We start from the raw sequence: 26,800 nt of genomic DNA, 5'->3' as shown, positions 1-26,800 counted from the left end.
CTCCTCATCCCTGATGGCCGGATTACCCAGCCAGAATTACTTTTTCTTAACCGGACGACGCCAGCTTTCTTTTTGTGTCTGCGGCACACGGCTGATTGCCAGGGCATTTTCACCAACATTGCACGTTACAGTAGTACCCGCAGCAATGGTCGCGCCTTTACCAACCGTTACCGGTGCAACAAGTTGGGTGTCAGAACCGACAAATACATCGTCGCCAATAATGGTTTTAAATTTATTCGCACCGTCGTAGTTGCAGGTAATGGTTCCCGCGCCGATGTTAACGTTATCGCCGATTTCCGCATCGCCCAGGTAAGTCAGATGACCGGCTTTCGAGCCTTTACCCAAACGCGCTTTTTTCATCTCAACGAAGTTACCGACGTGTGCGCCTTCCAGCAGCTCTGCACCGGGGCGCAGACGGGCAAACGGGCCAATGGTACAGGCCGCAGCCAGATTCGCGTCTTCCACCACGGTATATGGGCTGATTTCGCAATCATCACCAATCACGCTGTTTTTAATCACGCAACCAGTGCCAATTTTCACGCGATTGCCGAGAGTAACATTACCCTCAATGATAACGTTAGTATCAATTTCAACATCGCGCCCGTGAGTAAGCGTACCGCGCAGATCAAAACGCGCCGGATCGCGCAGCATAACTCCCGCCAGCAGCAGTTTTTCTGCCTGTTCGGACTGATAAACGCGCTCCAGACGGGAGAGTTGCAGACGGTTATTTACACCTTCAACTTCGCTTAAACGCTGCGGATGTACAGCGACAATTTCACGCCCTTCCTGATACGCCAGCGCAATAATATCGGTAATGTAGTACTCGCCCTGTGCATTATTATTGGTCAGCTTCGCCAGCCAGCGTTTCATATCTGCACCGTTGGCGATCAGAATACCGGTGTTGATCTCCTGGATTTGACGCTGCTCGTCGGTAGCATCTTTATGCTCAACAATGCCGGTAACTTTGCCATTCTCACGGGTAATGCGGCCATAACCGGTCGGGTCATCCAGTTTCACTGTCAGCAGACCAATGCCACCCTGCGGTTTTGCATCACGCAGGCGCTGGAGTGTTTCGACCGAGATCAGCGGTACATCGCCGTAGAGCATTAAAATGTCTTCATCATCGGCAAAGAAAGGTGCGGCCTGCTGCATTGCATGACCAGTACCCAACTGCTCAGCCTGAAGCACCCAGTTCAGATTGTCATCTTTCAACGACTGTTTAAGCAGATCGCCGCCGTGACCGTAAACCAGGTGAACGTGCGCTGCGCCTAATTCATTCGCAGCATCAATGACATGCTGAACCATCGCTTTCCCGGCAAGGGTATGCAGCACTTTTGGAATATCGGAATACATGCGAGTGCCTTTGCCTGCTGCAAGGATCACTACGCTCATAGCATTATTCAACATACGCGTCCTGACTGTGATTTGAGAACGAATTTAAACCGCTTCACCTTGAAAAAACTACATTTTTTTCATCGTGAAATGGACAGAGGATAAATTGTGCAATAAAGGATTATCCCTACTGACGAAAACACCATTTTCGACCATTGGCGCGCCTTTTGTCTGCATAAAAGTAAGGTAGCACCTTCATTTAAGTGTCTACATGATGTTTTTGCTCTTATTTCGATCAATGAATAAACGAGAAAACCAGCAAAGAATTTCGCTGGTTTATATAAAAAGTGTTAATCGCGGAACATGAATGATCACAGCACAAATCCTGCTGTACTACTATCCAGATGAAAATATGCGCGGCGCACGCAATAAAAAAGCCAGCCTGTTTCCAGACTGGCTTTCGTGCTTTTCAAGCCGGTGTTACATCGCTTTTTTGGTCAACTCGATAACGCGCAGCTGCGCGATCGCTTTGGCCAGTTCCGCAGACGCCTGAGCGTAATCTACGTCGCCGTGAGAGCTGCTAATGTGCTCTTCAGCCTTACGTTTCGCTTCCATGGCTCGCGCTTCGTCGAGATCCTGGCCGCGAATTGCGGTGTCGGCCAGAACGGTCACGTTGCCAGGCTGCACTTCAAGAATGCCGCCAGACAGATAGATAAACTCTTCGTGACCGTGCTGTTTCACGATGCGAATCATACCAGGCTTAATGGCGGTGAGCAGCGGTGCGTGCCCTGGGTAGATCCCCAGTTCACCTTCGCTACCCGTTACCTGGATTTTCTCGACCAGACCAGAGAACATTTGTTGCTCTGCGCTGACGACGTCCAGGTGGTAAGTCATTGCCATATCACCCTCCGATTAAGGCGTTAAAGTTTTTTGGCTTTTTCCACTGCTTCTTCGATGGAACCGACCATGTAGAACGCCTGCTCCGGCAGGTGATCGTATTCGCCTTCCATGATGCCTTTAAAGCCACGGATGGTGTCTTTCAGGGAGACGTATTTACCCGGAGAACCGGTGAATACTTCTGCCACGAAGAACGGCTGGGACAGGAAACGCTGGATCTTACGAGCGCGCGCTACCACCAGTTTGTCTTCTTCAGACAGTTCATCCATACCCAGGATGGCGATGATGTCTTTCAGTTCCTGATAACGTTGCAGGATGGACTGAACGCCACGAGCGGTGTCGTAGTGTTCCTGACCAACCACCAGCGGATCCAGCTGACGGCTGGTGGAGTCCAGCGGGTCAACGGCCGGGTAGATACCCAGAGACGCGATCTGACGGCTCAGAACCACGGTTGCGTCAAGGTGCGCAAAGGTGGTTGCCGGAGACGGGTCAGTCAAGTCATCCGCAGGTACGTATACCGCCTGTACAGAGGTGATAGAACCGGTTTTGGTGGAGGTGATACGTTCCTGCAGAACGCCCATCTCTTCCGCCAGAGTCGGCTGATAACCTACCGCTGAAGGCATACGACCCAGCAGTGCGGATACTTCCGTACCGGCCAGGGTGTAACGATAGATGTTGTCAACGAACAGCAGTACGTCACGACCTTCGTCACGGAATTTCTCAGCCATGGTCAGACCGGTCAGAGCAACGCGCAGACGGTTTCCCGGCGGCTCGTTCATCTGGCCATACACCAGGGATACTTTGTCGATAACGTTGGAGTCGGTCATTTCGTGGTAGAAGTCGTTACCCTCACGAGTACGTTCACCTACGCCCGCAAACACAGAGTAACCGGAGTGCTCGATCGCGATGTTACGAATGAGCTCCATCATGTTTACGGTTTTACCTACACCCGCACCACCGAACAGACCAACTTTACCGCCCTTAGCGAACGGACACATCAGGTCGATAACTTTGATACCGGTTTCCAGCAGTTCCTGAGAGTTTGACAGCTCTTCGTAGGAAGGTGCTGCGCGGTGAATCGCCCAACGCTCTTCTTCACCGATCTCGCCTTTCATGTCGACCGGTTCGCCCAGTACGTTCATGATACGGCCCAGTGTCGCTTTACCTACCGGGACTTCGATCGGGTGTTCGAGGTCTTTTACATCCAGACCGCGACGCAGACCGTCAGAAGAACCCATTGCGATGGTACGCACGATACCGCCGCCGAGCTGCTGCTGAACTTCCAGCACCAGACGCTCATTACCATTTTGCACCTCAAGAGCATCGTACACGCGCGGTACGGCATCCTGAGGGAATTCGACGTCAACTACGGCGCCGATTACCTGGACAATCTTTCCAGTAGCCATCTTAAATCCTCTACGAAATAACCTGTTTAAACCGCGGCGGCCCCCGAGACGATCTCGGTGAGTTCCTGAGTAATGCTGGCCTGACGAGCTTTGTTGTATACCAACTGCAGCTCTTTAATCAGGCTGCCGCCATTGTCGGTCGCGGCTTTCATCGCCACCATACGGGCGGCCTGCTCGCTGGCCAGGTTTTCAACCACGCCCTGATAAACCTGAGATTCGACATAACGACGCAGCAGGGTATCCAGCAACGCCTTCGGATCGGGTTCGTACAGGTAATCCCAGGATTTATGTTTCAGATCATCATCATCTGATGCCGGTAACGGCAGCAGCTGGCTGATGGTCGGAACCTGAGACATGGTGTTAATAAATTTGTTGCTGACAATGTAAAGCTTGTCCAGACGGCCTTCGTCGTAGGCCTGCAACATCACTTTTACCGGACCGATCAGTTCGGACAGGGAAGGGTTATCCCCCATGCCGGTGACCTGGGCAACAACATTGCCGCCCACGGAGTTGAAGAACGAAACACCTTTCGAGCCGATCATTGCGAGGTCGCATTGAACGCCTTTGTCGGTCCAGGTCTTCATTTCCGCCAGCAGTTTTTTGAACAGGTTAATGTTCAAACCACCGCACAAACCACGGTCGGTCGACACCACCAGGTAGCCCACGCGTTTAACGTCGCGGTCTTCCAGGTATGGGTGCTTATATTCCAGATTACCGTGTGCAAGGTGACCAATCACTTTGCGCATGGTTTCTGCATAAGGACGGCTGGCCGCCATGCGATCCTGCGATTTACGCATTTTGGAAGCGGCGACCATCTCCATCGCTTTAGTGATCTTTTGCGTGTTCTGGACGCTTGCGATCTTACTACGTATCTCTTTTGCGCCGGCCATGAGCTTCTCCTCAATGCCTTGCGGCCTGCCCTAAGGCAAGCCGCCAGACGTTACCAGGATTGGGTTGCTTTGAAGGAATCGAGGATGCCTTTCAGCTTGCCTTCGATTTCGTCGTTGTAGCCACCGGTCTGGTTGATCTCTTGCATCAACGGAGCGTGATCACGGTCGACGTAAGCCAGCAGCGCGGCTTCGAAGCTGCCGATTTTCGACAGTTCAACATCCGCCAGGTAACCACGTTCTGCTGCAAACAGAACCAGAGACTGCTGCGCAACAGACATCGGCGCATACTGTTTCTGTTTCAGCAGTTCGGTCACTTTCTGACCGTGGTCAAGCTGCTTACGGGTTGCATCGTCAAGGTCGGATGCAAACTGAGAGAACGCTGCCAGTTCACGATACTGTGCCAGAGCGGTACGGATACCACCGGACAGTTTTTTCATGATCTTGGTCTGTGCTGCACCACCAACACGGGATACGGAAATACCCGGGTTAACCGCAGGACGAATACCGGCGTTGAACAGGTTGGTTTCCAGGAAGATCTGACCATCGGTAATGGAGATTACGTTGGTCGGAACGAACGCAGAAACGTCACCTGCCTGAGTTTCGATAATCGGCAGTGCGGTCAGAGAACCGGTTTTCCCTTTCACTTCACCTTTGGTGAAGGCTTCAACGTATTCGGCGTTAACACGCGCAGCACGCTCCAGCAGACGAGAGTGGAGGTAGAATACGTCGCCCGGGAATGCTTCACGTCCTGGCGGACGACGGAGCAGCAGGGAGATCTGACGGTAAGCAACAGCCTGTTTAGACAGGTCATCGTAAATGATCAGCGCATCTTCGCCACGGTCACGGAAGTATTCGCCCATTGCGCAACCGGCATACGGTGCCAGGTATTGCAGTGCTGCGGATTCAGACGCGGTTGCTACCACAACGATGGTGTTAGCCAGTGCGCCGTGCTCTTCCAGTTTACGTACCACGTTAGAAATGGTGGACGCTTTCTGACCGATAGCGACATAGATACATTTGATACCGGAATCGCGCTGGTTGATGATGGCATCGATAGCCAGTGCGGTTTTACCGGTCTGACGGTCACCGATGATCAATTCACGCTGACCACGACCGATTGGGATCATGGAGTCAACGGCTTTATAACCGGTCTGTACCGGCTGATCTACGGACTGACGTTCGATAACGCCCGGAGCGATTGCTTCTACAGCAGAGAAGCCGTCGTGATCCAGCGGACCTTTACCGTCGATTGGCGCACCCAGAGTGTTAACCACACGCCCCAGCAGGCCACGGCCAACCGGAACTTCCAGGATACGACCAGTACACTTAACTTTCATGCCTTCGGCAAGGTCAGCGTACGGACCCATAACTACCGCACCTACAGAGTCGCGCTCGAGGTTCAGTGCGATAGCGTAACGGTTACCCGGCAGGGAGATCATTTCACCCTGCATACAATCGGCCAGGCCGTGGATGCGGATAACACCGTCACTTACAGAAACAATAGTACCTTCGTTGTGAGCTTCACTCACAACATTGAACTGAGCAATGCGCTGCTTGATCAGTTCGCTGATTTCGGTGGAATTCAGTTGCATGCTCCAGTCCCCTTAAGACTGCAAGACGTCTGCAAGGCGCTCAAGACGACCGCGTACGCTGCCATCAATGACCATATCACCCGCTCGGATGATAACGCCTGCCATTACAGACTTATCGATTTTGCAATTCAGCTTAACTTTGCGTGACAGACGTTTTTCCATCGCAGCAGAAATTTTCGCGAGCTGTTGTTCACTCAATGCAGCAGCGGAAATGACGTCTACCTCAGCGGTAGCCTCACTCACGGCACGCAGGTGAATAAACTGCTCCAGAACATCCGGGAGCGCGTTAAGACGACCATTTTCAGCCATTACCCGAATCAGGTTCTGACCATTTTCGTCCAGTTGCTCACCACAAACTGCGATAAACGACTCGGCGAGCGTTTCTGGCGCTAGCGCGCCAGAGAGAAGCTCTGCCATCTGTTCGTTTTTGGTTACCTCGGCGGCAAACGCCAGCATGTCCTGCCAGCGTTCTACACTTTGGTGTTCGACGGCAAAGTCAAAAGCTGCTTTGGCGTAGGGGCGAGCTACCGTAATAAATTCAGACATCAGCCCCTCCCTCCTTACAGTTCAGCGACAAGTTTATCCACGATGTCGCTGTTAGCAGCTTCATCCACGGAACGTTCGATGATCTTCTCGGCGCCAGCAACAGCCAGGATAGCAACTTGCTTACGCAGCTCTTCACGGGCACGTTTACGCTCGGCTTCAATTTCCGCCTGCGCCTGAGCCACGATTTTAGTACGTTCCTGTTCTGCCTCAGCTTTCGCTTCGTCCAGAATCTGCGAGCGGCGTTTGTTCGCCTGCTCGATGATTACCTGGGCTTCCGCTTTCGCTTTTTTCAGCTGGTCGGTCGCGCTGGCCTTTGCAAGGTCAAGGTCCTTATGTGCTCGTTCTGCGGAAGCAAGGCCGTCAGCAATTTCTTTTTGACGTTTTTCGATGGCTGCCATTAATGGCGGCCATACGTACTTCATGCAGAACAGAACGAACAGGACAAACGCGATGGCCTGGCCGAGGATTGTTGCGTTAAGATTCACAGCACAATGCCTCTATTTAGTTAACGTTCTGATATTGCTCTTTAAATAAAAGCAACGCTTACTACGCGACAGCGAACATCACGTACAGACCCAGACCTACAGCGATCATCGGGATAGCATCCACCAGACCCATAACGATAAAGAACTGAGTACGCAGCAGAGGAATCAGATCAGGTTGACGCGCTGCGCCTTCCAGGAATTTACCCCCGAGGATGCCGATACCGATCGCAGCACCGATTGCCGCCAGACCCATCATCACAGCGGCAGCCATGTACAGCAGATCCATATTCAGGTTTTCCATGACAGTCTCCAGTTTGTTTCAGTTAAAACGTAGTAGTGTTGGTAAATTAATGTTCTTCAGACGCCATCGACAGATAGACGATCGTCAGAACCATGAAGATGAAGGCTTGCAGCGTAATGATCAGGATGTGGAAAATGGCCCACGGCACATTCAGGATCCACTGTGACCACCACGGCAACAGACCAGCAATCAGAATGAAAATCAGCTCACCTGCGTACATGTTACCGAACAGTCGCAAACCGAGTGAAACTGGTTTGGACAGCAGGCTTACCCCTTCAAGGATTAAGTTGACAGGGATGAACGCCCAGTGATTGAACGGCTGCAGCGTCAACTCTTTCGTGAAGCCGCCGATGCCTTTCATTTTGATGCTGTAGAACAGAATCAGGATAAATACGCCCAGTGCCATCGACAGCGTCACGTTCACGTCAGCAGACGGAACCACACGCAGTGCCGGCAAACCGATCCAGTGTTCTGCGATATACGGCAGCAGATCGATAGGCAGTAAGTCCATCAGGTTCATCAGGAATACCCAAACGAAGATCGTCAGGGCCAGCGGTGCAATCAGCTTGCTTTTGCCATGGTACATGTCTTTCACGCTACCATTAACAAAGCCGATTACCAGCTCAATCGCGGTCTGAAACTTACCTGGTACGCCGCTGGTCGCCTTTTTGGCTACGCTACGGAACATAAGCAGGAACAACAGACCCAGCACCACCGAGAAGAACATGGAGTCAATATTGATTGTCCAGAAGGTGGCTGGGGGGTTTTGTGGATCCACCAGCGAGAATGTACGCAGGTCCAGCTGAAGGTTATTCAGGTGGTGTCCTATGTAATCCTGCGGCGTCATATTTTCTGAAGCCATGATGCCTTTTACCCTTTGTTGTTAATTACAGCCGGTGCCAGTATCTGAACCACCAGCACCAAAACCCACGTAACGATCAGCGGCAAGAATACCGCCTTTAAAACCGCCAACGCCACCACCAGTAACACCAACATCGCCAGAACTTTGAAAGCTTCGCCAAATGCGAATGTCCAGGCCACCCGGCCTTTCGCTGGTGTATGCGCCTGGTGACGCCAGGCAAATATCATAAACAAAACGTTAGGCAGAAAGACTGCCAGGCCCCCGCTTAATGCAGAGACGCCCCAGAAGGGGTCTTTGAGGCTGAACAGCAATCCACTTGCTATCACCGCCAGTAACTGAACGAGCAGAAGCTTCCGAGCAACGTTTCGACTCAAGAGCGACACAGACATCACGTTTTTCACTCCTGCTCCCTTCGAGGTATGCCGCGTGTCGTATAAAACTTTCTTTAAGGCTTAGAGTCAAGCATCAAAAAGCGGTCAAATTATACGGTGCGCCCCCGTGATTTCAAACAATAAGTAGCCAAAAGGTGAATAAATGTTTAAATATTTTTCCAGTGCATACAATTGCGACTTTTCTGCTAACCATGCCAGATCATGAAAAACTGTAAATAACGCGTAAACACTGGTGGTAAAGAGTGCTTCAGATCACAGATTGAGCATGTTCGCGCACAGCATATTTATTTACTTGGCAAATGATGCCATTGCAAGTTTCTGATATTTCAGTCTAAAAACAGATACTGTTTTCATAAATGGCATTTACATAACAAAAACCAGACATTGACATTCTTAATAATATTTTAACAGCGAATTATGGTTCTTAGCGCCGATTTTTAGCAGACTGATATTTTCACCGATGACCTATTTCCTGCTTACCCAAAAAAGCCACGTTAGTTCATTGATGCAAAATGGTAAACATGGCGTTAAATGTAACCAGTTATATCAGTAGAAAACCTGGTTGTTGTTAACAGTCAAACCGATAAATTTTTTATGATTTTTTTGATAAAAATTAAATTTTATTTGCTTTAATCACAACCAAATGGCGTTCGCCATCCAGAGCCGGAACCTGAAGTTTAACCACTGATTCAACCTGATATTCTGCAGGCAATAGGGCTATTTCATCTTCCGGCATTTGTCCTTTCAGCGCATAGAAGCGGCCTTGCTCACCTGGAAGATGGTGGCACCAGCTCACCATATCGTTCAGAGAGGCAAAAGCACGGCTAATTACACCATCAAACGGTGGCTCTGACGGAAACTCTTCTACCCTACTCTGTACCGGCTCAATGTTCTCAAGTTTCAATTCATGTTGAACCTGACGCAGGAAACGCACGCGTTTACCGAGGCTATCCAGTAGTGTGAAGTGAGCGTCAGGGCGTACGATAGAGAGAGGAATGCCGGGCAGACCCGGGCCGGTGCCGACATCAATAAAACGTTCACCTTGCAGATAAGATGCAACGACAATGCTGTCGAGAATATGGCGTACCAGCATCTCATTTGGATCGCGCACCGAAGTCAGGTTGTACGCTTTGTTCCATTTGTGCAGCATATTTACGTAGGCAATGAGCTGATTTTTCTGGTGATCGGTAAGCGAAATTCCTGCGTCTTTCAGCAGTGAAGAGAGTTTATTGAGCACGGTGATTACCTGTTCTTGATGCGTTGCCTGGTAAGCAGGTGCTTACCAGGCATTTTTAATGCGTTATGCGCTACGACGCAGCATACCCTGTTTTTTCAGCCATACCAGCAGAATGGAGATAGCCGCAGGCGTGACGCCAGAAATACGCGAAGCCTGACCGATAGAGGCCGGTTTGTGATCGTTGAGTTTGGCGATCACTTCGTTAGAAAGACCGGATACCTGGCGGTAATCCAGTGTCGCGGGTAGCAAGGTGTTCTCGTTACGCAGCTGCTTTTCGATCTCATCTTGCTGGCGCGCGATATAACCTTCGTATTTAACCTGAATCTCAACCTGTTCCGCCGCCTGTTCGTCTGTCAACGCAGGGGCAAACGGCGTCAGCGTGGTTAATTTTTCATAAGTCATTTCCGGACGACGCAGCAGATCTTCACCACTGGCTTCACGGGAAAGCGGCGCAGTCAGGTGAGCATTCACTTCGGCTGCAGCTTCCGCCGACGGGGTTACCCAGGTCGATTTCAGACGCTGACGCTCACGCTCGATATTCTCAAGTTTCTCGTTAAAGCGCGCCCAACGTTCGTCATCCACCAGGCCCAGTTCACGACCGATTTCAGTCAAACGCAGATCCGCATTATCTTCGCGCAGCATCAGACGATATTCTGCGCGCGAGGTAAACATACGATACGGTTCTTTGGTTCCTAAAGTGCACAGGTCATCAACCAGTACGCCGAGATAGGCCTGAGAACGCGCCGGAGCCCAACCTTCTTTGTCAGCAGACAGACGGGCAGCGTTAAGACCGGCCAGCAAACCTTGCGCAGCGGCTTCTTCGTAACCGGTAGTGCCGTTAATCTGACCAGCAAAGAACAGCCCCTGGATAAACTTGCTCTCCAGCGTCGGTTTCAGGTCGCGCGGATCGAAAAAGTCATACTCAATGGCATAACCCGGACGCACGATTTTCGCGTTTTCCATCCCCTGCATGGAGCGGACGATTTGCATCTGCACATCGAACGGCAGGCTGGTGGAGATGCCGTTCGGATAAATTTCGTTCGAGGTTAGCCCTTCCGGCTCAAGGAAGATCTGATGCTGATTTCTGTCAGCGAAGCGCATGACCTTATCTTCGATCGACGGACAGTAGCGTGGGCCGACACCTTCGATCACTCCGGCATACATCGGACTACGATCGAGGTTACTGCGGATCACGTCATGCGTTTTCTCGTTGGTATGGGTGATATAGCACGGCACCTGCTGTGGATGCTGCGCTGCGTTGCCCATAAACGAGAACACCGGCATTGGGTTATCGCCATGCTGTTGCGCCAGCACACTGAAATCGATGGTGCGCGCGTCAATACGCGGCGGCGTACCGGTTTTCAGACGACCAACGCGCAGTGGAAGTTCACGCAAACGGCGTGAGAGCGGAATGGAAGGCGGATCTCCAGCACGACCACCACTGTAATTATCCAGGCCGATATGAATCTTACCGTCAAGAAAAGTGCCGACAGTAAGCACGACTGCTTTAGCACGGAATTTCAGCCCCATTTGGGTGACAGCACCGACCACACGATCGTTTTCGACAATAAGATCCTCAACCGCCTGCTGGAAGATCATCAGGTTCGGTTGATTCTCAAGAGCAGTGCGTACTGCCTGACGGTAGAGCACACGATCCGCCTGTGCTCGGGTTGCACGAACCGCCGGCCCTTTGCTGGCGTTTAGTATCCTAAACTGAATACCCGCCTGGTCGATCGCTTTTGCCATCAGACCGCCGAGTGCATCCACTTCTTTTACCAGATGTCCCTTCCCAATACCGCCGATTGCCGGGTTGCAGCTCATCTGCCCCAGGGTGTCGATATTGTGTGTCAAAAGCAGAGTCTGTTGACCCATACGCGCCGCAGCCATCGCGGCCTCGGTGCCTGCATGACCCCCGCCAATGATGATGACGTCAAAAGGATCCGGATAAAACATGGTGATTGCCTCGCATAACGCGGTATGAAAATGGATTGAAGCCCGGGCCGTGGATTCTACTCAACTTTGACGGCTTGAGAAAGACCTGGGATCCTGGGTATTAAAAAGAAGATCTATTTATTTAGAGATCTGTTCTATTGTGATCTCTTATTAGGATCGCACTGCCCTGTGGATAACAAGGATCCGACTTTTAAGATCAACAACCTGGAAAGGATCATTAACTGTGAATGATCGGTGATCCTGGGCCGTATAAGCTGGGATCAGAATGAGGGGTTATGCACAACTCAAAAACTGAACAACAGTTGTTCTTTGGATAACTACCGGTTGATCCAAGCTTCCTGACAGAGTTATCCACAGTAGATCGCACGATCTGTATACTTATTTGAGTAAATTAATCCACGATCCCAGCCATTCTTCTGCCGGATCTTCCGGAATGTCGTGATCAAGGATGTTGATCTTCAGTGTTTCGCCCATCTGTTTCGCACCGGAATTTTTGAGTTCTGCCTCGAGTTTATCGATAGCACCACAAAAAGTGTCGTATTCACGACTGCCAATACCGATTGCACCAAAGCGTACCGCAGAAAGATCGGGTTTTTGTTCCAGCAACGCTTCATAGAAAGGAGAAAGGTTGTCCGGAATGTCTCCGGCACCGTGGGTGGAACTGATAACCAGCCAGATCCCCGAAGCAGATAAATCTTCCAACAGCGGACCGTGCAGCGTTTCGGTGGTAAAACCCGCCTCTTCCAGCTTTTCAGCCAGGTGTTCTGCTACATATTCGGCACCGCCGAGGGTGCTGCCGCTGATAAGAGTGATATCTGCCATAAACCGCCACCTTTATTAAGAGTGGCGTATTGTACGCTGTGAACGCGCTGGGATCTACCTGTGGAAAAGTATGGGATTAAAAAAGCCGATCATGGCTTGATAGTACGCATGATCGGGTTCTGCAGGACGATCAGTGTTTCAGTGGACTGAATTTCATCAATTGTTTGGATCTTGTTGATAAGTACATGCTGGAGGGCATCGATCGAACGGCACATCACTTTGATAAAGATGCTGTAGTGCCCGGTGGTGTAGTAGGCTTCGGTGACTTCGTCGAGGCTTTCCAGTTTTGCCAGAGCGGAAGGATAGTCTTTGGCACTCTTCAATATAATGCCGATAAAGCAACCTACATCATAACCGAGCTGTTTCGGGCTAACGTCGATACGCGCACCGGTAATGATCCCCGCCTGCTTCATTTTCTCTACACGAACGTGAATCGTCCCCGGGCTGACGCCAAATTGTTTCGCCAGTTCAGCGTAAGCGGTGCGCGCATTGCCCATTAATGCTTCCAGGATGCCACGGTCCAGATTGTCGATTAGATAATTTTCCATAGGATTTTCTTATTCATATTGATGATTCATTCTATTTTAGCCTTCTTTTTTAATGAATCAAAAGTGAGTAAGGCTTTTTATTGAATGATTATTGCATGTGTGCTGGTTTTTGTTGCTTAATCATAAGCAACAGGACGCAGGAGTATAAAAAATGAAAACCGCTTACATTGCCAAACAACGTCAAATTAGCTTCGTGAAATCTCACTTTTCTCGTCAACTGGAAGAACGCTTAGGACTGATTGAAGTCCAGGCGCCAATCCTTAGTCGTGTGGGGGATGGCACGCAGGATAACTTGTCGGGCTGTGAAAAAGCGGTGCAGGTAAAAGTGAAAGCTCTGCCTGATGCCCAGTTCGAAGTGGTTCATTCACTGGCGAAGTGGAAACGTCAGACGTTAGGGCAACACGACTTCAGCGTGGGCGAAGGGCTGTACACGCACATGAAAGCCCTTCGCCCCGATGAAGACCGTCTTTCCCCGCTGCACTCGGTTTATGTTGACCAGTGGGACTGGGAACGCGTAATGGGCGACGGCGAGCGTCAATTCTCGACTCTGAAAAGTACTGTAGAGGCGATCTGGGCGGGAATTAAAGCAACCGAAGCTGCTGTTAGTGAGGAGTTTGGCCTGACACCGTTCCTGCCGGATCAGATCCACTTCGTACACAGCCAGGAATTACTGTCTCGTTATCCGGATCTTGATGCCAAAGGGCGTGAACGGGCGATTGCGAAAGATCTTGGCGCGGTATTCCTCGTCGGGATTGGCGGCAAGCTGAGTGATGGTCATCGCCACGACGTGCGTGCACCGGATTATGATGACTGGAGCACTCCGTCAGAACTGGGCCATGCAGGTCTGAACGGCGATATTCTGGTGTGGAACCCGGTGCTGGAAGATGCGTTTGAACTTTCTTCTATGGGGATCCGCGTGGATGCCGATACGCTGAAGCACCAACTGGCGCTAACCGGTGATGAAGATCGTCTGCAACTGGAGTGGCATCAGGCGCTGCTGCGCGGTGAAATGCCGCAGACTATCGGCGGCGGTATCGGTCAGTCTCGTTTGACCATGCTACTGCTGCAACTGCCGCATATCGGCCAGGTTCAGTGTGGCGTTTGGCCTGCGGCAGTTCGTGAGAGCGTCCCTTCTCTGCTGTAATAATTTATCGCCGCCAGCGTCTGAGCAGGCGGCTACGCATCCCGGTATCAAAGCGCCAGATATGATCGAAAATGCGCATGATGCCGGGTTTGCCATGTGCTGACATCGCCACGGCATGAAAGCGATGCTGATGTACCCGCTGCAACTCTTTCACTTTACTCGTCACGTCGTCAGGCAACCGCTGGGCGATAAAATCAGAAATCACCACCGCATCGGCGTCAAACCATTCCCGACTTTGCAAGCGTTCCATAATGGCGCGAAAACAACTGGCAAGATCGGTGCCGCCACGAAACTGCTGACTTAAAAAGCGAATCGCTTGTTCGATGCCTTGTGAGCCTGAAAGCTCATAACGGACGATCTCAGTGGAAAATAACATAATAAAGCAGCGCCGGTTTTCAGCGAGGGCAATGCGCATTAATGCCAGGCAGAACGCTTTCGCACACTGTTCATTAAAGCCGCCCATTGAGCCAGAAGTATCCACGCAGACAATAAACGGTCCGCGCGGCTGTTCGTCGTAATCTTTATGTACCACCGGGCGTTCGATAACTTTTTCACGCCACGACTCACCGTGCAGGCGATAGGTGAGTAACTGCTTTTCCACCAGCCGACGGTAAAATTCATACTCCAGTTCAGTTATCCCAAGCGTCGCCAGTTCTGGCGGTAGAAGGCGTAAAATATCATCGCTTTGTTGCAGACCATCAACCTGCTCAGGAACGGTCGCCGGTTCGCGCACCATAGCGCGGAAGGTTTCCATCTGCGCATCGTTGCGTGGTATCGATTTGGCTTCCCGCGAACGCCCCAGCTGTTCCGCCAGGCGCTTCAGTTCCGGCTGTTCGTTAAGAAATTCACCGTATTTTACAATTAACTGATAGTCGCCGCGTTTAAGCTGACCAGCGCTCATATCCCACAGACGACCGGCTGCGGTGTTGTTTTCTGCCAGAATCGGTTCAAGCTGCCCACTTAGCGTCATGCGTTCCTGAACTTCACTCAACAGTTGTTCGCGTTCTTCTTCTAATAACTGTTGATTTAACGTCGTCGCTTGCACGATCAGACTTAAGCGCCAACGCTGGAGAAAAAGCGTGTGTAATGCCGGAGTGATCGTGCTGTTGGCATCAACCAACTGCTGGGCTTGTTCGGCCCACGGGGAATTCAGTCGATGCAGTAAATCCAGTATCTGCGGTAGTTGCACAATAAATTGCGGCGTGGAAAGAAGCTGGCTTTGCTGATAGCACATGACCTCTTCCGTGAGTTCCTGCGGAACTCTGGCATCTTTCAGCCGACTGCGCAGCGCCTCACGCCAGCGGGGAATATCATCAGTGATTGCCGCCTTCAGTCGTGGGAATTTTTCAAAGAAGACCGCCAACTGCGGCGAGGCCAACAGAGCGATGATCATCTCTTCGATCAATCCCTCTTCGCTGACGGCCAGCATCACATTGAGCGTATCCAGTGTTAGCATTGTTGCGCCTGGCGAATCTGGGTGCCGACATCCTGTAGGCTGGCTTCAATGCGACCTAACCAGTCGCTATGGATAAACAGACATTTTTGCTGTTCGCTGAATAAGGCGTGTTGCTTGCGCCAGTCGCTTTCAAGATCTTCTAGTTGTTGTTTTATTTCGCTGGGTAGCCCCTCTGCCGATGCGCCGGGCAGCGCCAGAGTCGCCTCCTGCAAACTCACATCGCGTACCACCAGATGTTGGGCGCTATCAACTTCCATATTTAGCTTCTGGGCAAAACCGATACCATTTAATTTGCCGCGAATCTCGCCGCCTTTGTTCAGCCACAGTTCCAGCGCGCTACGCTCAAAAGCGATATGAACAACTTCCATATCATGCAATTTTAATGGTTTTTGCAGCAACAGGGTCAGTGTGGAGGCGGTTATGTTGGCTGGAAGTTGATACTGCGGGCGACGGCTGAACATGCCACCCTGACGAATCACCGTAAAGGCTGTTTTATCGCTTTGTTGTTGCTGAAGTTGCAGGCGACGCTGCACAATTGCGCTCAGTCGCGTCAGCATTTCCTGTTGCTGCCATGCATGACTGGTCATCAATACGTCAATTTGTTGTTGAATTAAATTCAGACTTTGGGCGTCATACCACAGGCAATCTTTCAGCAAGATGAGATCAATCGGGGCAACCGCGCTGCGACCGCTAAAAAAGGCGCTGGCCTGCAATAAGCGGATCGCTTTTTTCCAGCGACGGTCGGAGACATAAGGCGCATCCGGTAATTTATCCAGTTGCTGACGCAGCATAAAAATCAGCTCAAATACATGATCGGGCAGCGTAATTTCACCAATCTCTTTCTGCCAGCGTTCGTATTCTTCATCCGTGACCTGCAAGGATGGCTGAACGGGATTGTCGTTTTCATCCTGTTGGCTGGTCAGCATGGAGCGAAAATTCGTTTTATCCTGCACTTTATCTAACCACAGACGAATCAGCATACGGTCATATAACGCTTCCAGGCTGCTGTCTGCTTCTGGCAGTTCGTTGGATGCTGCCACCAGCAGACGCATAGGGATTTTTTCAACATGTGCGCCGTTGCGGAAGTGGCGTTCATTAATAGCGGTTAGTAGGGTATTAAGAATCGCTGGCCCGGCTTTCCAGATCTCATCAAGAAAGACGATTTCCGCTTCCGGCAGGTAGCCGCTGGTTAAACGCTCATAGCGGCCTTCATCTTTTAACGCCTGAATAGAAAGGGGGCCAAAAACTTCTTCCGGTGTGGAGAAGCGGGTCATCAGATATTCAAACGCGCGCGCATTCTGGAAAGCGAATTTTAAGCGCCGGGCGATTAAACTTTTAGCAATACCTGGCGGGCCAAGCAGGAATACGCTTTCACCACTTAATGCCGCTAACAAACACAGGCGGATGGCGTGGCTACGTTCATAAAGCCCTTTTTCCAGCGAACTGCTCAGACGGGAAATTCTTTCCGCTAATAAATGAGGGTGAGCCATAATGAAGTGGCGTCCTTTCGTCAAAAGTTCTGCGTAAACTGCGAGTATAGACGTTTCTTGCTGGTGGCAAAAATAGTCTCAAAGGAGGGCTATTTTTCTTTGAGCCAGGTTAATGTGGCCGCATTTAGGAGTACGATTTTGCCGTTAATCGTGCATACTGTGCGCTTTTTTGTGGGCCAAGGGACTACGCACACATTTCATATTTCAACGAAAGACTAGTCTATGAGCACTGATAATAAGCAATCGTTGCCCGCGATTACCCTCGCGGCGATTGGAGTTGTCTACGGCGATATTGGTACCAGCCCGTTATATACACTTCGTGAATGTTTGTCCGGCCAGTTTGGTTTTGGCGTTGAACGCGATGCCGTGTTTGGTTTTTTATCGCTGATCTTCTGGCTGCTAATCTTTGTGGTTTCCATAAAATATCTCACCTTCGTCATGCGTGCAGATAACGCCGGTGAAGGGGGGATCCTGACGTTGATGTCGCTTGCCGGGCGCAATACGTCGGCACGAACGACATCAATGCTGGTGATTATGGGGCTAATCGGCGGCAGTTTCTTCTATGGTGAAGTTGTCATAACGCCTGCCATTTCGGTGATGTCCGCTATAGAAGGTCTGGAAATCGTCGCTCCGCAGCTGGACACCTGGATAGTTCCCCTCTCAATCATCGTTCTCACTTTACTGTTTATGATTCAAAAACATGGCACTGCTATGGTCGGTAAGCTGTTTGCGCCGATTATGCTGACCTGGTTTTTGATTCTGGCGGGGCTGGGGTTACGTAGCATTATTGCCAACCCGGAAGTGTTACATGCGCTGAATCCGATGTGGGCGGTGCATTTCTTCCTTGAATATAAAACCGTTTCCTTTATTGCGTTAGGCGCGGTGGTACTGTCGATTACCGGTGTCGAGGCGCTGTATGCCGATATGGGGCACTTTGGTAAGTTCCCTATTCGCCTGGCGTGGTTCACCGTCGTATTGCCGTCTTTGACCCTTAACTACTTTGGGCAGGGGGCGCTGCTGTTAAAACACCCGGAAGCGATTAAGAACCCGTTCTTCCTGTTGGCTCCGGACTGGGCACTGATCCCGCTACTGATAATTGCAGCACTGGCAACGGTGATTGCCTCGCAGGCGGTTATCTCTGGTGTCTTCTCATTGACGCGTCAGGCAGTACGTCTGGGATACTTGTCGCCGATGCGCATTATTCACACCTCTGAAATGGAGTCAGGGCAAATCTACATTCCGTTTGTGAACTGGATGCTCTATGTCGCAGTCGTGATTGTCATTGTCAGCTTTGAGCACTCCAGCAACCTGGCGGCGGCGTACGGGATTGCGGTGACCGGAACGATGGTACTGACTTCTATTCTTTCAACTACCGTGGCGCGTCAGAACTGGCACTGGAATAAGTATTTTGTTGCGCTGATCCTGATTGCTTTCCTGTGTGTCGATATCCCTCTGTTTACCGCTAACCTCGATAAACTGCTTTCCGGTGGCTGGTTGCCTCTGAGCCTCGGCACGGTGATGTTTATCGTGATGACGACCTGGAAGAGCGAGCGTTTCCGCCTGCTGCGTCGGATGCACGAACATGGTAACTCTCTGGAAGCGATGATTGCTTCACTGGAGAAATCACCGCCTGTTCGCGTTCCCGGAACAGCTGTGTATATGTCGCGTGCAATTAATGTCATTCCCTTTGCGTTGATGCATAACCTTAAACATAACAAGGTGTTGCATGAGCGGGTTATTCTGTTAACTCTGCGTACTGAAGACGCGCCATATGTCCATAACGTCCGTCGGGTACAGATTGAACAACTGTCGCCCACTTTCTGGCGCGTGGTGGCAAGTTATGGTTGGCGAGAAACGCCAAACGTGGAAGAAGTTTTCCACCGTTGCGGTCTGGAAGGGTTAAGTTGCCGGATGATGGAAACCTCTTTCTTTATGTCGCATGAGTCGTTAATCCTCGGCAAACGCCCGTGGTACTTGCGTCTGCGTGGCAAGCTATACTTGCTGTTGCAACGTAATGCGCTGCGCGCGCCAGATCAGTTTGAAATTCCACCAAACAGGGTTATCGAACTGGGTACTCAGGTCGAAATCTAACGCCAGACGCCTCCTTTCTCCATAAGGGGGCGTTTTTTTCATGGTTACTCACGATGTAAAACGTTTCGATGTTGATCACATTTCCGTAACGTCGTGATGGTTTTCCTTAATCAGTCGGGATTAAACTGCGGGTCAGCGAAACGTTTCGCTGATGGAGAAAAAAATGAAAAAAGGCGCCGTTCTTAATTCTGATATTTCGTCGGTGATCTCCCGCCTGGGGCATACCGATACGCTGGTGGTGTGTGATGCTGGTTTACCCATCCCTAAAACGACAACGCGTATCGATATGGCATTAACCCAGGGTGTACCTTCTTTTATGCAGGTGCTGGGCGTCGTCACAAGTGAAATGCAGGTCGAGGCAGCCATTATCGCGGAAGAGATCAAACAACATAATTCGCAACTCCACGAAACGTTGCTCACTCACCTTGAGCAGCTGCAAAAACACCAGGGAAACACCATTGAAATTCGTTACACCACGCATGAAAAATTCAAACAACAAACCGCAGAAAGTCAGGCGGTAATTCGCAGCGGAGAATGTTCTCCGTATGCGAATATCATTCTCTGTGCTGGCGTGACGTTCTGAGGCCGCCATGGAAGCATTACTACAGCTTAAAGGCATCGATAAAGCGTTCCCGGGCGTAAAAGCTCTCTCGGGAGCCGCGTTAAATGTCTATCCAGGTCGTGTGATGGCACTGGTGGGTGAAAACGGCGCGGGTAAATCCACCATGATGAAAGTGCTGACCGGTATCTATACCCGTGATGCCGGTACGCTTTTATGGCTGGGGAAAGAGACTACTTTTACCGGGCCGAAATCCTCCCAGGAAGCCGGGATTGGGATTATCCACCAGGAACTGAACCTGATCCCGCAGTTGACCATCGCAGAAAACATTTTCCTCGGTCGTGAGTTTGTTAATCGCTTTGGCAAAATTGACTGGAAAACCATGTATGCCGAAGCGGATAAACTCTTAGCCAAACTTAACCTGCGCTTTAAAAGCGACAAGCTGGTGGGCGATCTTTCTATTGGCGACCAGCAGATGGTGGAAATTGCCAAAGTGCTGAGCTTTGAGTCGAAAGTCATCATTATGGATGAACCGACCGATGCGCTGACCGATACCGAAACTGAATCCCTGTTCCGCGTTATCCGCGAACTGAAATCGCAGGGGCGCGGCATTGTCTATATTTCCCACCGCATGAAAGAAATCTTCGAGATTTGTGATGACGTTACGGTTTTTCGTGACGGGCAATTTATTGCCGAGCGCGAAGTAGCATCACTGACTGAAGATTCACTGATTGAGATGATGGTGGGGCGTAAGCTGGAAGATCAGTATCCACACCTGGACAAAGCGCCGGGGGACGTCTTACTGAAAGTCGATAATCTCTGCGGACCCGGCGTTAACGATGTCTCTTTTACTTTACGCAAAGGCGAAATTCTTGGCGTCTCTGGTTTGATGGGCGCAGGCCGTACCGAACTGATGAAAGTGCTCTACGGCGCCCTGCCGCGCACAAGCGGTTACGTCACCCTGGATGGGCATGAGGTCGTTACCCGCTCGCCGCAGGATGGCCTGGCGAATGGCATTGTGTATATCTCTGAAGACCGTAAACGCGACGGTTTAGTGCTGGGGATGTCAGTAAAAGAGAACATGTCACTGACCGCGCTACGCTACTTCAGTCGCACTGGTGGTAGCCTGAAACATGCGGATGAGCAGCAGGCGGTCAGTGATTTTATCCGTCTGTTCAACGTGAAGACGCCGTCGATGGAACAGGCAATTGGTTTGCTCTCCGGTGGCAATCAGCAAAAAGTGGCGATTGCTCGTGGCCTGATGACTCGCCCTAAAGTGTTGATCCTTGATGAGCCTACCCGTGGCGTAGATGTCGGCGCGAAAAAAGAGATCTATCAACTGATTAACCAGTTCAAAGCCGATGGCTTGAGCATCATTCTGGTGTCATCGGAAATGCCAGAAGTATTAGGCATGAGCGATCGCATTATCGTCATGCATGAAGGGCATCTCAGCGGGGAATTTACTCGTGAGCAGGCCACTCAGGAAGTGTTAATGGCTGCCGCTGTGGGCAAGCTTAATCGCGTGAATCAGGAGTAAAAAAATGACAACCCAGACTGTCTCTGGTCGCCGTTATTTCACGAAAGCGTGGCTGATGGAGCAGAAATCGCTTATCGCTCTGCTGGTGCTGATCGCGATTGTCTCGACGTTAAGCCCGAACTTTTTCACCATCAATAACTTATTCAATATTCTCCAGCAAACCTCGGTGAACGCCATTATGGCGGTCGGGATGACGCTGGTTATTCTGACGTCAGGCATAGACCTGTCGGTAGGTTCTCTGTTGGCGCTGACCGGCGCAGTTGCTGCATCTATCGTCGGCATTGAAGTCAATGCGCTGGTGGCTGTCGCAGCCGCTCTCGCCTTAGGTGCCGCAATTGGTGCGGTAACCGGGGTGATTGTGGCGAAAGGTCGCGTCCAGGCGTTCATCGCTACGCTGGTTATGATGCTTTTACTGCGCGGCGTGACCATGGTTTACACCAACGGTAGCCCGGTGAATACCGGATTTACTGAGAACGCCGATCTGTTCGGTTGGTTTGGTATTGGTCGTCCGCTGGGTGTTCCGACGCCTGTCTGGATCATGGGGATTGTCTTCCTCGCGGCCTGGTACATGCTGCATCACACGCGTCTGGGACGTTACATCTACGCGCTGGGTGGTAACGAAGCGGCAACGCGCCTTTCTGGTATCAACGTCAATAAAATCAAAATCATCGTCTATTCTCTTTGTGGTCTGCTGGCATCGCTGGCTGGGATCATTGAAGTGGCGCGCCTCTCATCCGCACAACCCACGGCGGGTACTGGCTATGAGCTGGATGCTATTGCTGCGGTGGTTCTGGGCGGTACGAGCCTGGCGGGCGGAAAAGGTCGCATTGTTGGGACGTTGATCGGCGCATTAATTCTTGGCTTCCTTAATAATGGTTTGAATTTGTTAGGTGTTTCCTCCTATTACCAGATGATCGTCAAAGCGGTGGTGATTTTGCTGGCGGTGCTGGTAGACAACAAAAAGCAGTAATAACGACTACAGGACATCTTGAATATGAACATGAAAAAACTGGCTACCCTGGTTTCCGCTGTTGCGCTAAGCGCCACCGTCAGTGCGAATGCGATGGCAAAAGACACCATTGCGCTGGTGGTTTCCACGCTCAATAACCCGTTCTTTGTTTCGCTGAAAGATGGTGCGCAGAAAGAGGCGGATAAACTCGGTTATAACCTGGTGGTGCTGGACTCCCAGAACAACCCGGCGAAAGAGCTGGCGAACGTGCAGGACTTAACCGTTCGCGGCACCAAAATTCTGCTGATTAACCCGACGGACTCCGACGCAGTAGGTAATGCCGTGAAGATGGCTAACCAGGCGAACATTCCGGTTATCACTCTTGACCGCCAGGCAACGAAAGGTGAAGTGGTGAGCCACATTGCTTCAGATAACGTACTGGGCGGCAAAATCGCCGGTGATTACATCGCGAAGAAAGCTGGCGAAGGTGCAAAAGTTATCGAACTGCAAGGCATTGCCGGTACATCCGCTGCTCGTGAACGTGGTGAAGGTTTCCAGCAGGCCGTTGCAGCTCACAAGTTTAACGTTCTCGCCAGCCAGCCGGCAGACTTCGATCGCACCAAAGGTTTGAACGTCATGCAGAACCTGCTGACCGCTCACCCGGATGTGCAGGCTGTGTTCGCGCAGAATGATGAAATGGCGCTGGGCGCGCTGCGCGCACTGCAAACTGCCGGTAAATCGGATGTGATGGTCGTCGGATTTGACGGTACACCGGATGGCGAAAAAGCGGTGAATGATGGCAAACTAGCAGCGACTATCGCTCAGCTACCCGATCAGATTGGCGCTAAAGGCGTCGAAACCGCCGATAAAGTGCTGAAAGGCGAGAAAGTTCAGGCTAAGTATCCGGTTGATCTGAAACTGGTTGTTAAGCAGTAGTTTTAATCAGGTTGTATGACCTGATGGTGACATAAATACGTCATCGACAGATGAACGTGTAATATAAAGAAAAGCAGGGCACGCGCCACCCTAACACGGTGGCGCATTTTATGGACATCCCGAATATGCAAAATGCAGGCAGCCTCGTTGTTCTTGGCAGCATTAATGCTGACCACATTCTTAATCTTCAATCTTTTCCTACTCCAGGCGAAACCGTAACCGGTAACCACTATCAAGTCGCATTCGGCGGTAAAGGCGCGAATCAGGCTGTGGCTGCAGGGCGTAGCGGTGCGAATATCGCGTTTATTGCCTGCACGGGGGATGACAGTATTGGTGAGAGTGTTCGCCAGCAGCTCGCCACTGATAACATCGATATTTCTCCGGTCAGCGTGATCAAAGGCGAATCAACAGGTGTGGCGCTGATTTTTGTTAATGGCGAAGGTGAGAATGTCATCGGTATTCATGCCGGCGCTAATGCTGCCCTTTCCCCGGCGCTGGTGGAAGCGCAACGTGAGCGTATTGCCAACGCGTCAGCATTATTAATGCAGTTGGAATCACCACTCGAAAGTGTGATGGCAGCGGCGAAAATCGCCCATCAAAATAAGACTATCGTTGCGCTTAACCCGGCTCCGGCTCGCGAACTTCCTGACGAACTGCTGGCGCTGGTGGACATTATTACGCCAAACGAAACGGAAGCAGAAAAGCTCACCGGTATTCGTGTTGCAAATGATGAAGATGCGGCGAAAGCTGCGCAGGTACTGCATGAGAAAGGTATCCGTACCGTGCTGATTACCTTAGGGAGTCGTGGCGTGTGGGCTAGCGTGAATGGTGAAGGTCAGCGCGTTCCTGGATTCCGGGTTCAGGCTGTCGATACCATTGCTGCCGGAGATACCTTTAACGGCGCGTTAATCACGGCGTTGCTGGAAGAAAAACCATTGCCAGAGGCGATTCGTTTTGCCCATGCTGCCGCTGCGATTGCCGTAACACGTAAAGGCGCACAACCTTCCGTACCGTGGCGTGAAGAGATCGAAGCATTTTTAGACAGGCAGAGGTGACGCTTGGCCACAATGAAAGATGTTGCCCGCCTGGCGGGCGTTTCTACCTCAACAGTTTCTCACGTCATCAATAAAGATCGCTTCGTCAGTGAAGCGATTACCGCCAAAGTTGAAGCGGCGATTAAAGAACTCAATTACGCGCCATCAGCTCTGGCGCGTAGCCTCAAGCTCAATCAAACACATACCATTGGCATGTTGATCACTGCCAGTACCAATCCTTTCTATTCTGAACTGGTGCGTGGCGTTGAACGTAGTTGTTTCGAGCGCGGTTATAGTCTTGTTCTGTGTAATACCGAAGGCGATGAGCAGCGAATGAATCGCAATCTGGAAACGCTGATGCAAAAGCGTGTCGATGGTTTGCTATTACTCTGTACTGAAACACACCAGCCTTCGCGTGAAATAATGCAACGTTATCCAACAATCCCTACAGTGATGATGGACTGGGCGCCGTTCGATGGCGACAGCGATCTTATTCAGGATAACTCGTTGCTGGGCGGTGATTTAGCGACGCAATATCTAATCGACAAAGGTTATACCCGAATTGCCTGTATTACCGGCCCGTTGGATAAAACGCCTGCACGTTTGCGGCTGGAAGGTTATCGGGCGGCAATGAAGCGTGCTGGCCTTGACGTTCCTGATGGTTATGAAGTCACTGGCGATTTTGAATTTAACGGCGGGTTTGACGCGATGCAGCAGTTGTTATCGCATCCGCTACGCCCACAGGCAGTGTTTACTGGAAATGACGCTATGGCAGTCGGCGTTTATCAGGCGCTATATCAGGCTGGGTTATATGTCCCGCAGGATATCGCGGTGATTGGCTATGACGATATTGAACTGGCAAGCTTTATGACGCCACCGCTTACTACAATTCATCAACCAAAAGATGAACTGGGGGAGCTGGCGATTGATGTACTCATCCACCGGATGGCACAGCCAAATCTACAGCAACAACGACTACAACTTACGCCGATTCTGATGGAGCGCGGCTCGGCTTAGATTTGCGCTTTCTTTTAATCAAATTATTACCATCAGTTGCTTTCAGAAGCATGAACACTGCTACTGAAGCAACAGTAATAATTCCCCTGAATAAGAATTGCCACCGTCAGCGTATGACTGATGATGGCAGTAGTTGCGGATAAGGTGGTATTCAGGATGGTGAGATTTAGTGTCTGTATAAAGATGGCCCTTGCCGCAATGCACGGCAAACCCGCCATACTGTATTCAGCGCCCCGTTTGTTATGTTACTTATCAGGGGAGCGTAGCAGCGCCTGACAAGCTTTAAATGCAGCGTCGCCATCACTTTGGATTATTGCATCGACAATAGCCTGGTGTAGATCCAGCTTTATCACGGTGTCGCTGGTTATTGACGTAAAGTAAGTGTGATAAACCGAATGAAATAGAGAAGCGAAAGATGTCAAAAATGGATTGGCGCTCATTTCATAAATATGTTCATGCCAGGCCATATCGACCTCAATCCAACGCTCCCGGCGGAAATGCTCTTTTAACGCCACCATTTCGGCCATTAATGTATTGAGATGCGCCTTCTGTTCTGCGGTGCCTACCGTTGCTGCCAATAAGCAGGCTTGCGGCTCCAGACAGATACGCATAACCAGAAAATGATCAATAACTTGATGAAAGTTCTCTTCAGTCATCCACCAGGTGAGCAACTCTTGATCAAGAAAATTCCAGTTGGATTGTGGCATGACACGCGTACCAATTCGTGGTCGTGGCAAAACCATTCCTTTTGCCGTTAGCGTCTTGACCGCTTCGCGTACCGCAGTACGGCTAACTCCAAATTGCTCACCCAGCTCAATTTCACCAGGCAGAATGGTGCCAGGTGCGTATTCACCTTTTAAGATCCGTTGCGCCAGCTTCTCAGCCAGGACATACGAAAGGTTTTTCTGTGCAGCTAACTGTTGTGCGCTTAATGGCATACTCATCTTCCTTATTCTTTTTTTCCTCCTTAGTATGCCACCTGGAAGTGTGATTGCGGTTGCAAAAACGGCAAATTGCTTGTTTTATGGCACACCAACAGGTGTTTTGATGAAAAAACGCGCATTTGGAAAATTATTTTAAATTTCCTCTTGTCAGCTCAGAATAACTCCCTATAATGCGCCACCACTGACACGGAACAACGGCAGACAAGCCGCCGGGTCAGCGGGATTCTCCTGAGAATTCCGGCAGAGAAAAGCAAAAAAATGCTTGACTCTGTAGCGGGAAAGCGTATTATGCACACCCCGCGCCGCTGAGAAAAAGCGAAGCGGCACTGCTCTTTAACAATTTATCAGACAATCTGTGTGGGCACTCGAAGATACGGATT

The 26,800-nt window shown here is 50.8% G+C and carries 25 protein-coding genes and 1 pseudogene; 8 read left to right on the top strand and 18 right to left on the bottom strand.

Annotated elements, in window-relative coordinates:
- Positions 1 to 36: 36 nt before the first annotated feature.
- From glmU to asnC, 14 genes are all read right to left on the bottom strand, one after another.
- Positions 37 to 1,407 carry a bifunctional UDP-N-acetylglucosamine diphosphorylase/glucosamine-1-phosphate N-acetyltransferase GlmU gene (glmU, locus tag BEG40_RS05230; RefSeq protein ID WP_105285012.1) on the bottom strand — a complete coding sequence of 457 codons (1,371 nt, stop codon included), beginning with the start codon at positions 1,405 to 1,407 and terminating at the stop codon, positions 37 to 39.
- 405 nt (positions 1,408 to 1,812) lie between these two features.
- The gene (locus tag BEG40_RS05225) at positions 1,813 to 2,232 is read right to left on the bottom strand and encodes a F0F1 ATP synthase subunit epsilon (RefSeq protein ID WP_001251965.1); all 420 of its coding nucleotides are present in this window, start codon (positions 2,230 to 2,232) and stop codon (positions 1,813 to 1,815) included.
- Positions 2,233 to 2,252: 20 nt separating this feature from the next.
- Positions 2,253 to 3,635: a F0F1 ATP synthase subunit beta gene (gene atpD / locus BEG40_RS05220; protein WP_000190506.1), complete on the bottom strand. Its 1,383-nt coding sequence runs from the start codon at positions 3,633 to 3,635 to the stop codon at positions 2,253 to 2,255.
- Between the two features lie 26 nt (positions 3,636 to 3,661).
- Positions 3,662 to 4,525 (bottom strand): F0F1 ATP synthase subunit gamma, encoded by an 864-nt coding sequence (atpG, locus tag BEG40_RS05215; RefSeq protein ID WP_000896498.1) that lies wholly within the window; start codon positions 4,523 to 4,525, stop codon positions 3,662 to 3,664.
- A 50-nt stretch (positions 4,526 to 4,575) separates the two neighbouring features.
- On the bottom strand, positions 4,576 to 6,117 hold the full coding sequence (atpA, locus tag BEG40_RS05210; protein WP_001176745.1) for a F0F1 ATP synthase subunit alpha: 1,542 nt from the start codon (positions 6,115 to 6,117) through the stop codon (positions 4,576 to 4,578).
- A 12-nt stretch (positions 6,118 to 6,129) separates the two neighbouring features.
- Positions 6,130 to 6,663, bottom strand: coding sequence for a F0F1 ATP synthase subunit delta (gene atpH / locus BEG40_RS05205; protein ID WP_001288587.1), 534 nt, complete (start codon positions 6,661 to 6,663; stop codon positions 6,130 to 6,132).
- 14 nt (positions 6,664 to 6,677) lie between these two features.
- Positions 6,678 to 7,148, bottom strand: a complete 471-nt coding sequence (gene atpF / locus BEG40_RS05200; RefSeq protein WP_001052219.1) for a F0F1 ATP synthase subunit B — start codon at positions 7,146 to 7,148, stop codon at positions 6,678 to 6,680.
- A gap of 61 nt (positions 7,149 to 7,209) precedes the next feature.
- Complete coding sequence (atpE, locus tag BEG40_RS05195; RefSeq protein WP_000429386.1) at positions 7,210 to 7,449, bottom strand: F0F1 ATP synthase subunit C; 240 nt, start codon at positions 7,447 to 7,449, stop codon at positions 7,210 to 7,212.
- A gap of 46 nt (positions 7,450 to 7,495) precedes the next feature.
- Positions 7,496 to 8,311, bottom strand: a complete 816-nt coding sequence (gene atpB / locus BEG40_RS05190; RefSeq protein ID WP_000135622.1) for a F0F1 ATP synthase subunit A — start codon at positions 8,309 to 8,311, stop codon at positions 7,496 to 7,498.
- A gap of 8 nt (positions 8,312 to 8,319) precedes the next feature.
- On the bottom strand, positions 8,320 to 8,700 hold the full coding sequence (gene atpI / locus BEG40_RS05185; protein ID WP_000116663.1) for a F0F1 ATP synthase subunit I: 381 nt from the start codon (positions 8,698 to 8,700) through the stop codon (positions 8,320 to 8,322).
- 616 nt (positions 8,701 to 9,316) lie between these two features.
- On the bottom strand, positions 9,317 to 9,940 hold the full coding sequence (gene rsmG / locus BEG40_RS05180; protein ID WP_105285011.1) for a 16S rRNA (guanine(527)-N(7))-methyltransferase RsmG: 624 nt from the start codon (positions 9,938 to 9,940) through the stop codon (positions 9,317 to 9,319).
- Positions 9,941 to 10,003: 63 nt separating this feature from the next.
- Positions 10,004 to 11,893 (bottom strand): tRNA uridine-5-carboxymethylaminomethyl(34) synthesis enzyme MnmG, encoded by a 1,890-nt coding sequence (mnmG, locus tag BEG40_RS05175; RefSeq protein ID WP_105285010.1) that lies wholly within the window; start codon positions 11,891 to 11,893, stop codon positions 10,004 to 10,006.
- A gap of 378 nt (positions 11,894 to 12,271) precedes the next feature.
- Positions 12,272 to 12,715: an FMN-binding protein MioC gene (mioC, locus tag BEG40_RS05170; protein WP_000763736.1), complete on the bottom strand. Its 444-nt coding sequence runs from the start codon at positions 12,713 to 12,715 to the stop codon at positions 12,272 to 12,274.
- Between the two features lie 89 nt (positions 12,716 to 12,804).
- Entirely contained in the window at positions 12,805 to 13,263 is a 459-nt protein-coding gene (asnC, locus tag BEG40_RS05165; protein ID WP_000432970.1) for a transcriptional regulator AsnC, read from the bottom strand.
- A gap of 151 nt (positions 13,264 to 13,414) precedes the next feature.
- Here asnC and asnA point away from each other — a divergent pair, with 151 nt between their 5' ends.
- Positions 13,415 to 14,407: an aspartate--ammonia ligase gene (asnA, locus tag BEG40_RS05160; protein ID WP_000845138.1), complete on the top strand. Its 993-nt coding sequence runs from the start codon at positions 13,415 to 13,417 to the stop codon at positions 14,405 to 14,407.
- A gap of 4 nt (positions 14,408 to 14,411) precedes the next feature.
- Here asnA and viaA read toward each other — a convergent pair whose 3' ends face one another.
- Positions 14,412 to 15,863 (bottom strand): ATPase RavA stimulator ViaA, encoded by a 1,452-nt coding sequence (gene viaA / locus BEG40_RS05155; protein WP_105285009.1) that lies wholly within the window; start codon positions 15,861 to 15,863, stop codon positions 14,412 to 14,414.
- Positions 15,857 to 17,353, bottom strand: coding sequence for an ATPase RavA (gene ravA, locus BEG40_RS05150; protein WP_105285008.1), 1,497 nt, complete (start codon positions 17,351 to 17,353; stop codon positions 15,857 to 15,859). Before ravA ends, viaA begins: the two co-directional genes overlap by 7 nt.
- Positions 17,354 to 17,575: 222 nt before the next feature.
- Between ravA and kup the strand changes: the two genes are divergently transcribed.
- The 7 genes from kup (at position 17,576) to rbsR (ending at position 25,476) form a co-directional block, all read left to right on the top strand.
- Positions 17,576 to 19,444 carry a low affinity potassium transporter Kup gene (gene kup, locus BEG40_RS05145; RefSeq protein WP_000102310.1) on the top strand — a complete coding sequence of 623 codons (1,869 nt, stop codon included), beginning with the start codon at positions 17,576 to 17,578 and terminating at the stop codon, positions 19,442 to 19,444.
- A gap of 163 nt (positions 19,445 to 19,607) precedes the next feature.
- Positions 19,608 to 20,027, top strand: coding sequence for a D-ribose pyranase (rbsD, locus tag BEG40_RS05140; RefSeq protein WP_105285007.1), 420 nt, complete (start codon positions 19,608 to 19,610; stop codon positions 20,025 to 20,027).
- A gap of 7 nt (positions 20,028 to 20,034) precedes the next feature.
- Entirely contained in the window at positions 20,035 to 21,540 is a 1,506-nt protein-coding gene (gene rbsA, locus BEG40_RS05135) for a ribose ABC transporter ATP-binding protein RbsA (protein WP_000387777.1), read from the top strand.
- 4 nt (positions 21,541 to 21,544) lie between these two features.
- Positions 21,545 to 22,510, top strand: a complete 966-nt coding sequence (rbsC, locus tag BEG40_RS05130) for a ribose ABC transporter permease (protein WP_000211858.1) — start codon at positions 21,545 to 21,547, stop codon at positions 22,508 to 22,510.
- A 24-nt stretch (positions 22,511 to 22,534) separates the two neighbouring features.
- Positions 22,535 to 23,425 (top strand): ribose ABC transporter substrate-binding protein RbsB, encoded by an 891-nt coding sequence (rbsB, locus tag BEG40_RS05125; protein WP_001056273.1) that lies wholly within the window; start codon positions 22,535 to 22,537, stop codon positions 23,423 to 23,425.
- Between the two features lie 125 nt (positions 23,426 to 23,550).
- Entirely contained in the window at positions 23,551 to 24,480 is a 930-nt protein-coding gene (gene rbsK / locus BEG40_RS05120; RefSeq protein WP_016159914.1) for a ribokinase, read from the top strand.
- A 3-nt stretch (positions 24,481 to 24,483) separates the two neighbouring features.
- Complete coding sequence (gene rbsR, locus BEG40_RS05115; protein WP_000224459.1) at positions 24,484 to 25,476, top strand: ribose operon transcriptional repressor RbsR; 993 nt, start codon at positions 24,484 to 24,486, stop codon at positions 25,474 to 25,476.
- Here rbsR and BEG40_RS22310 read toward each other — a convergent pair.
- Both BEG40_RS22310 and BEG40_RS05105 read right to left on the bottom strand, forming a co-directional pair.
- Positions 25,442 to 25,567, bottom strand: a pseudogene (locus BEG40_RS22310) (hypothetical protein); the annotation flags it as partial. The gene rbsR and the pseudogene BEG40_RS22310 sit on opposite strands and share 35 nt — an antisense overlap.
- 154 nt (positions 25,568 to 25,721) lie before the next feature.
- Entirely contained in the window at positions 25,722 to 26,414 is a 693-nt protein-coding gene (locus BEG40_RS05105; RefSeq protein ID WP_001131157.1) for a FadR/GntR family transcriptional regulator, read from the bottom strand.
- Between the last annotated feature and the right edge of the window lie 386 nt (positions 26,415 to 26,800).

Origin of the sequence: Escherichia sp. MOD1-EC5495, from assembly GCF_002965965.1 — a bacterium.
Lineage (GTDB): Bacteria > Pseudomonadota > Gammaproteobacteria > Enterobacterales > Enterobacteriaceae > Escherichia > Escherichia ruysiae.
Note: the sequence above shows the minus strand (reverse complement) of the source record. Positions and strands in the feature narration are given on the sequence as shown.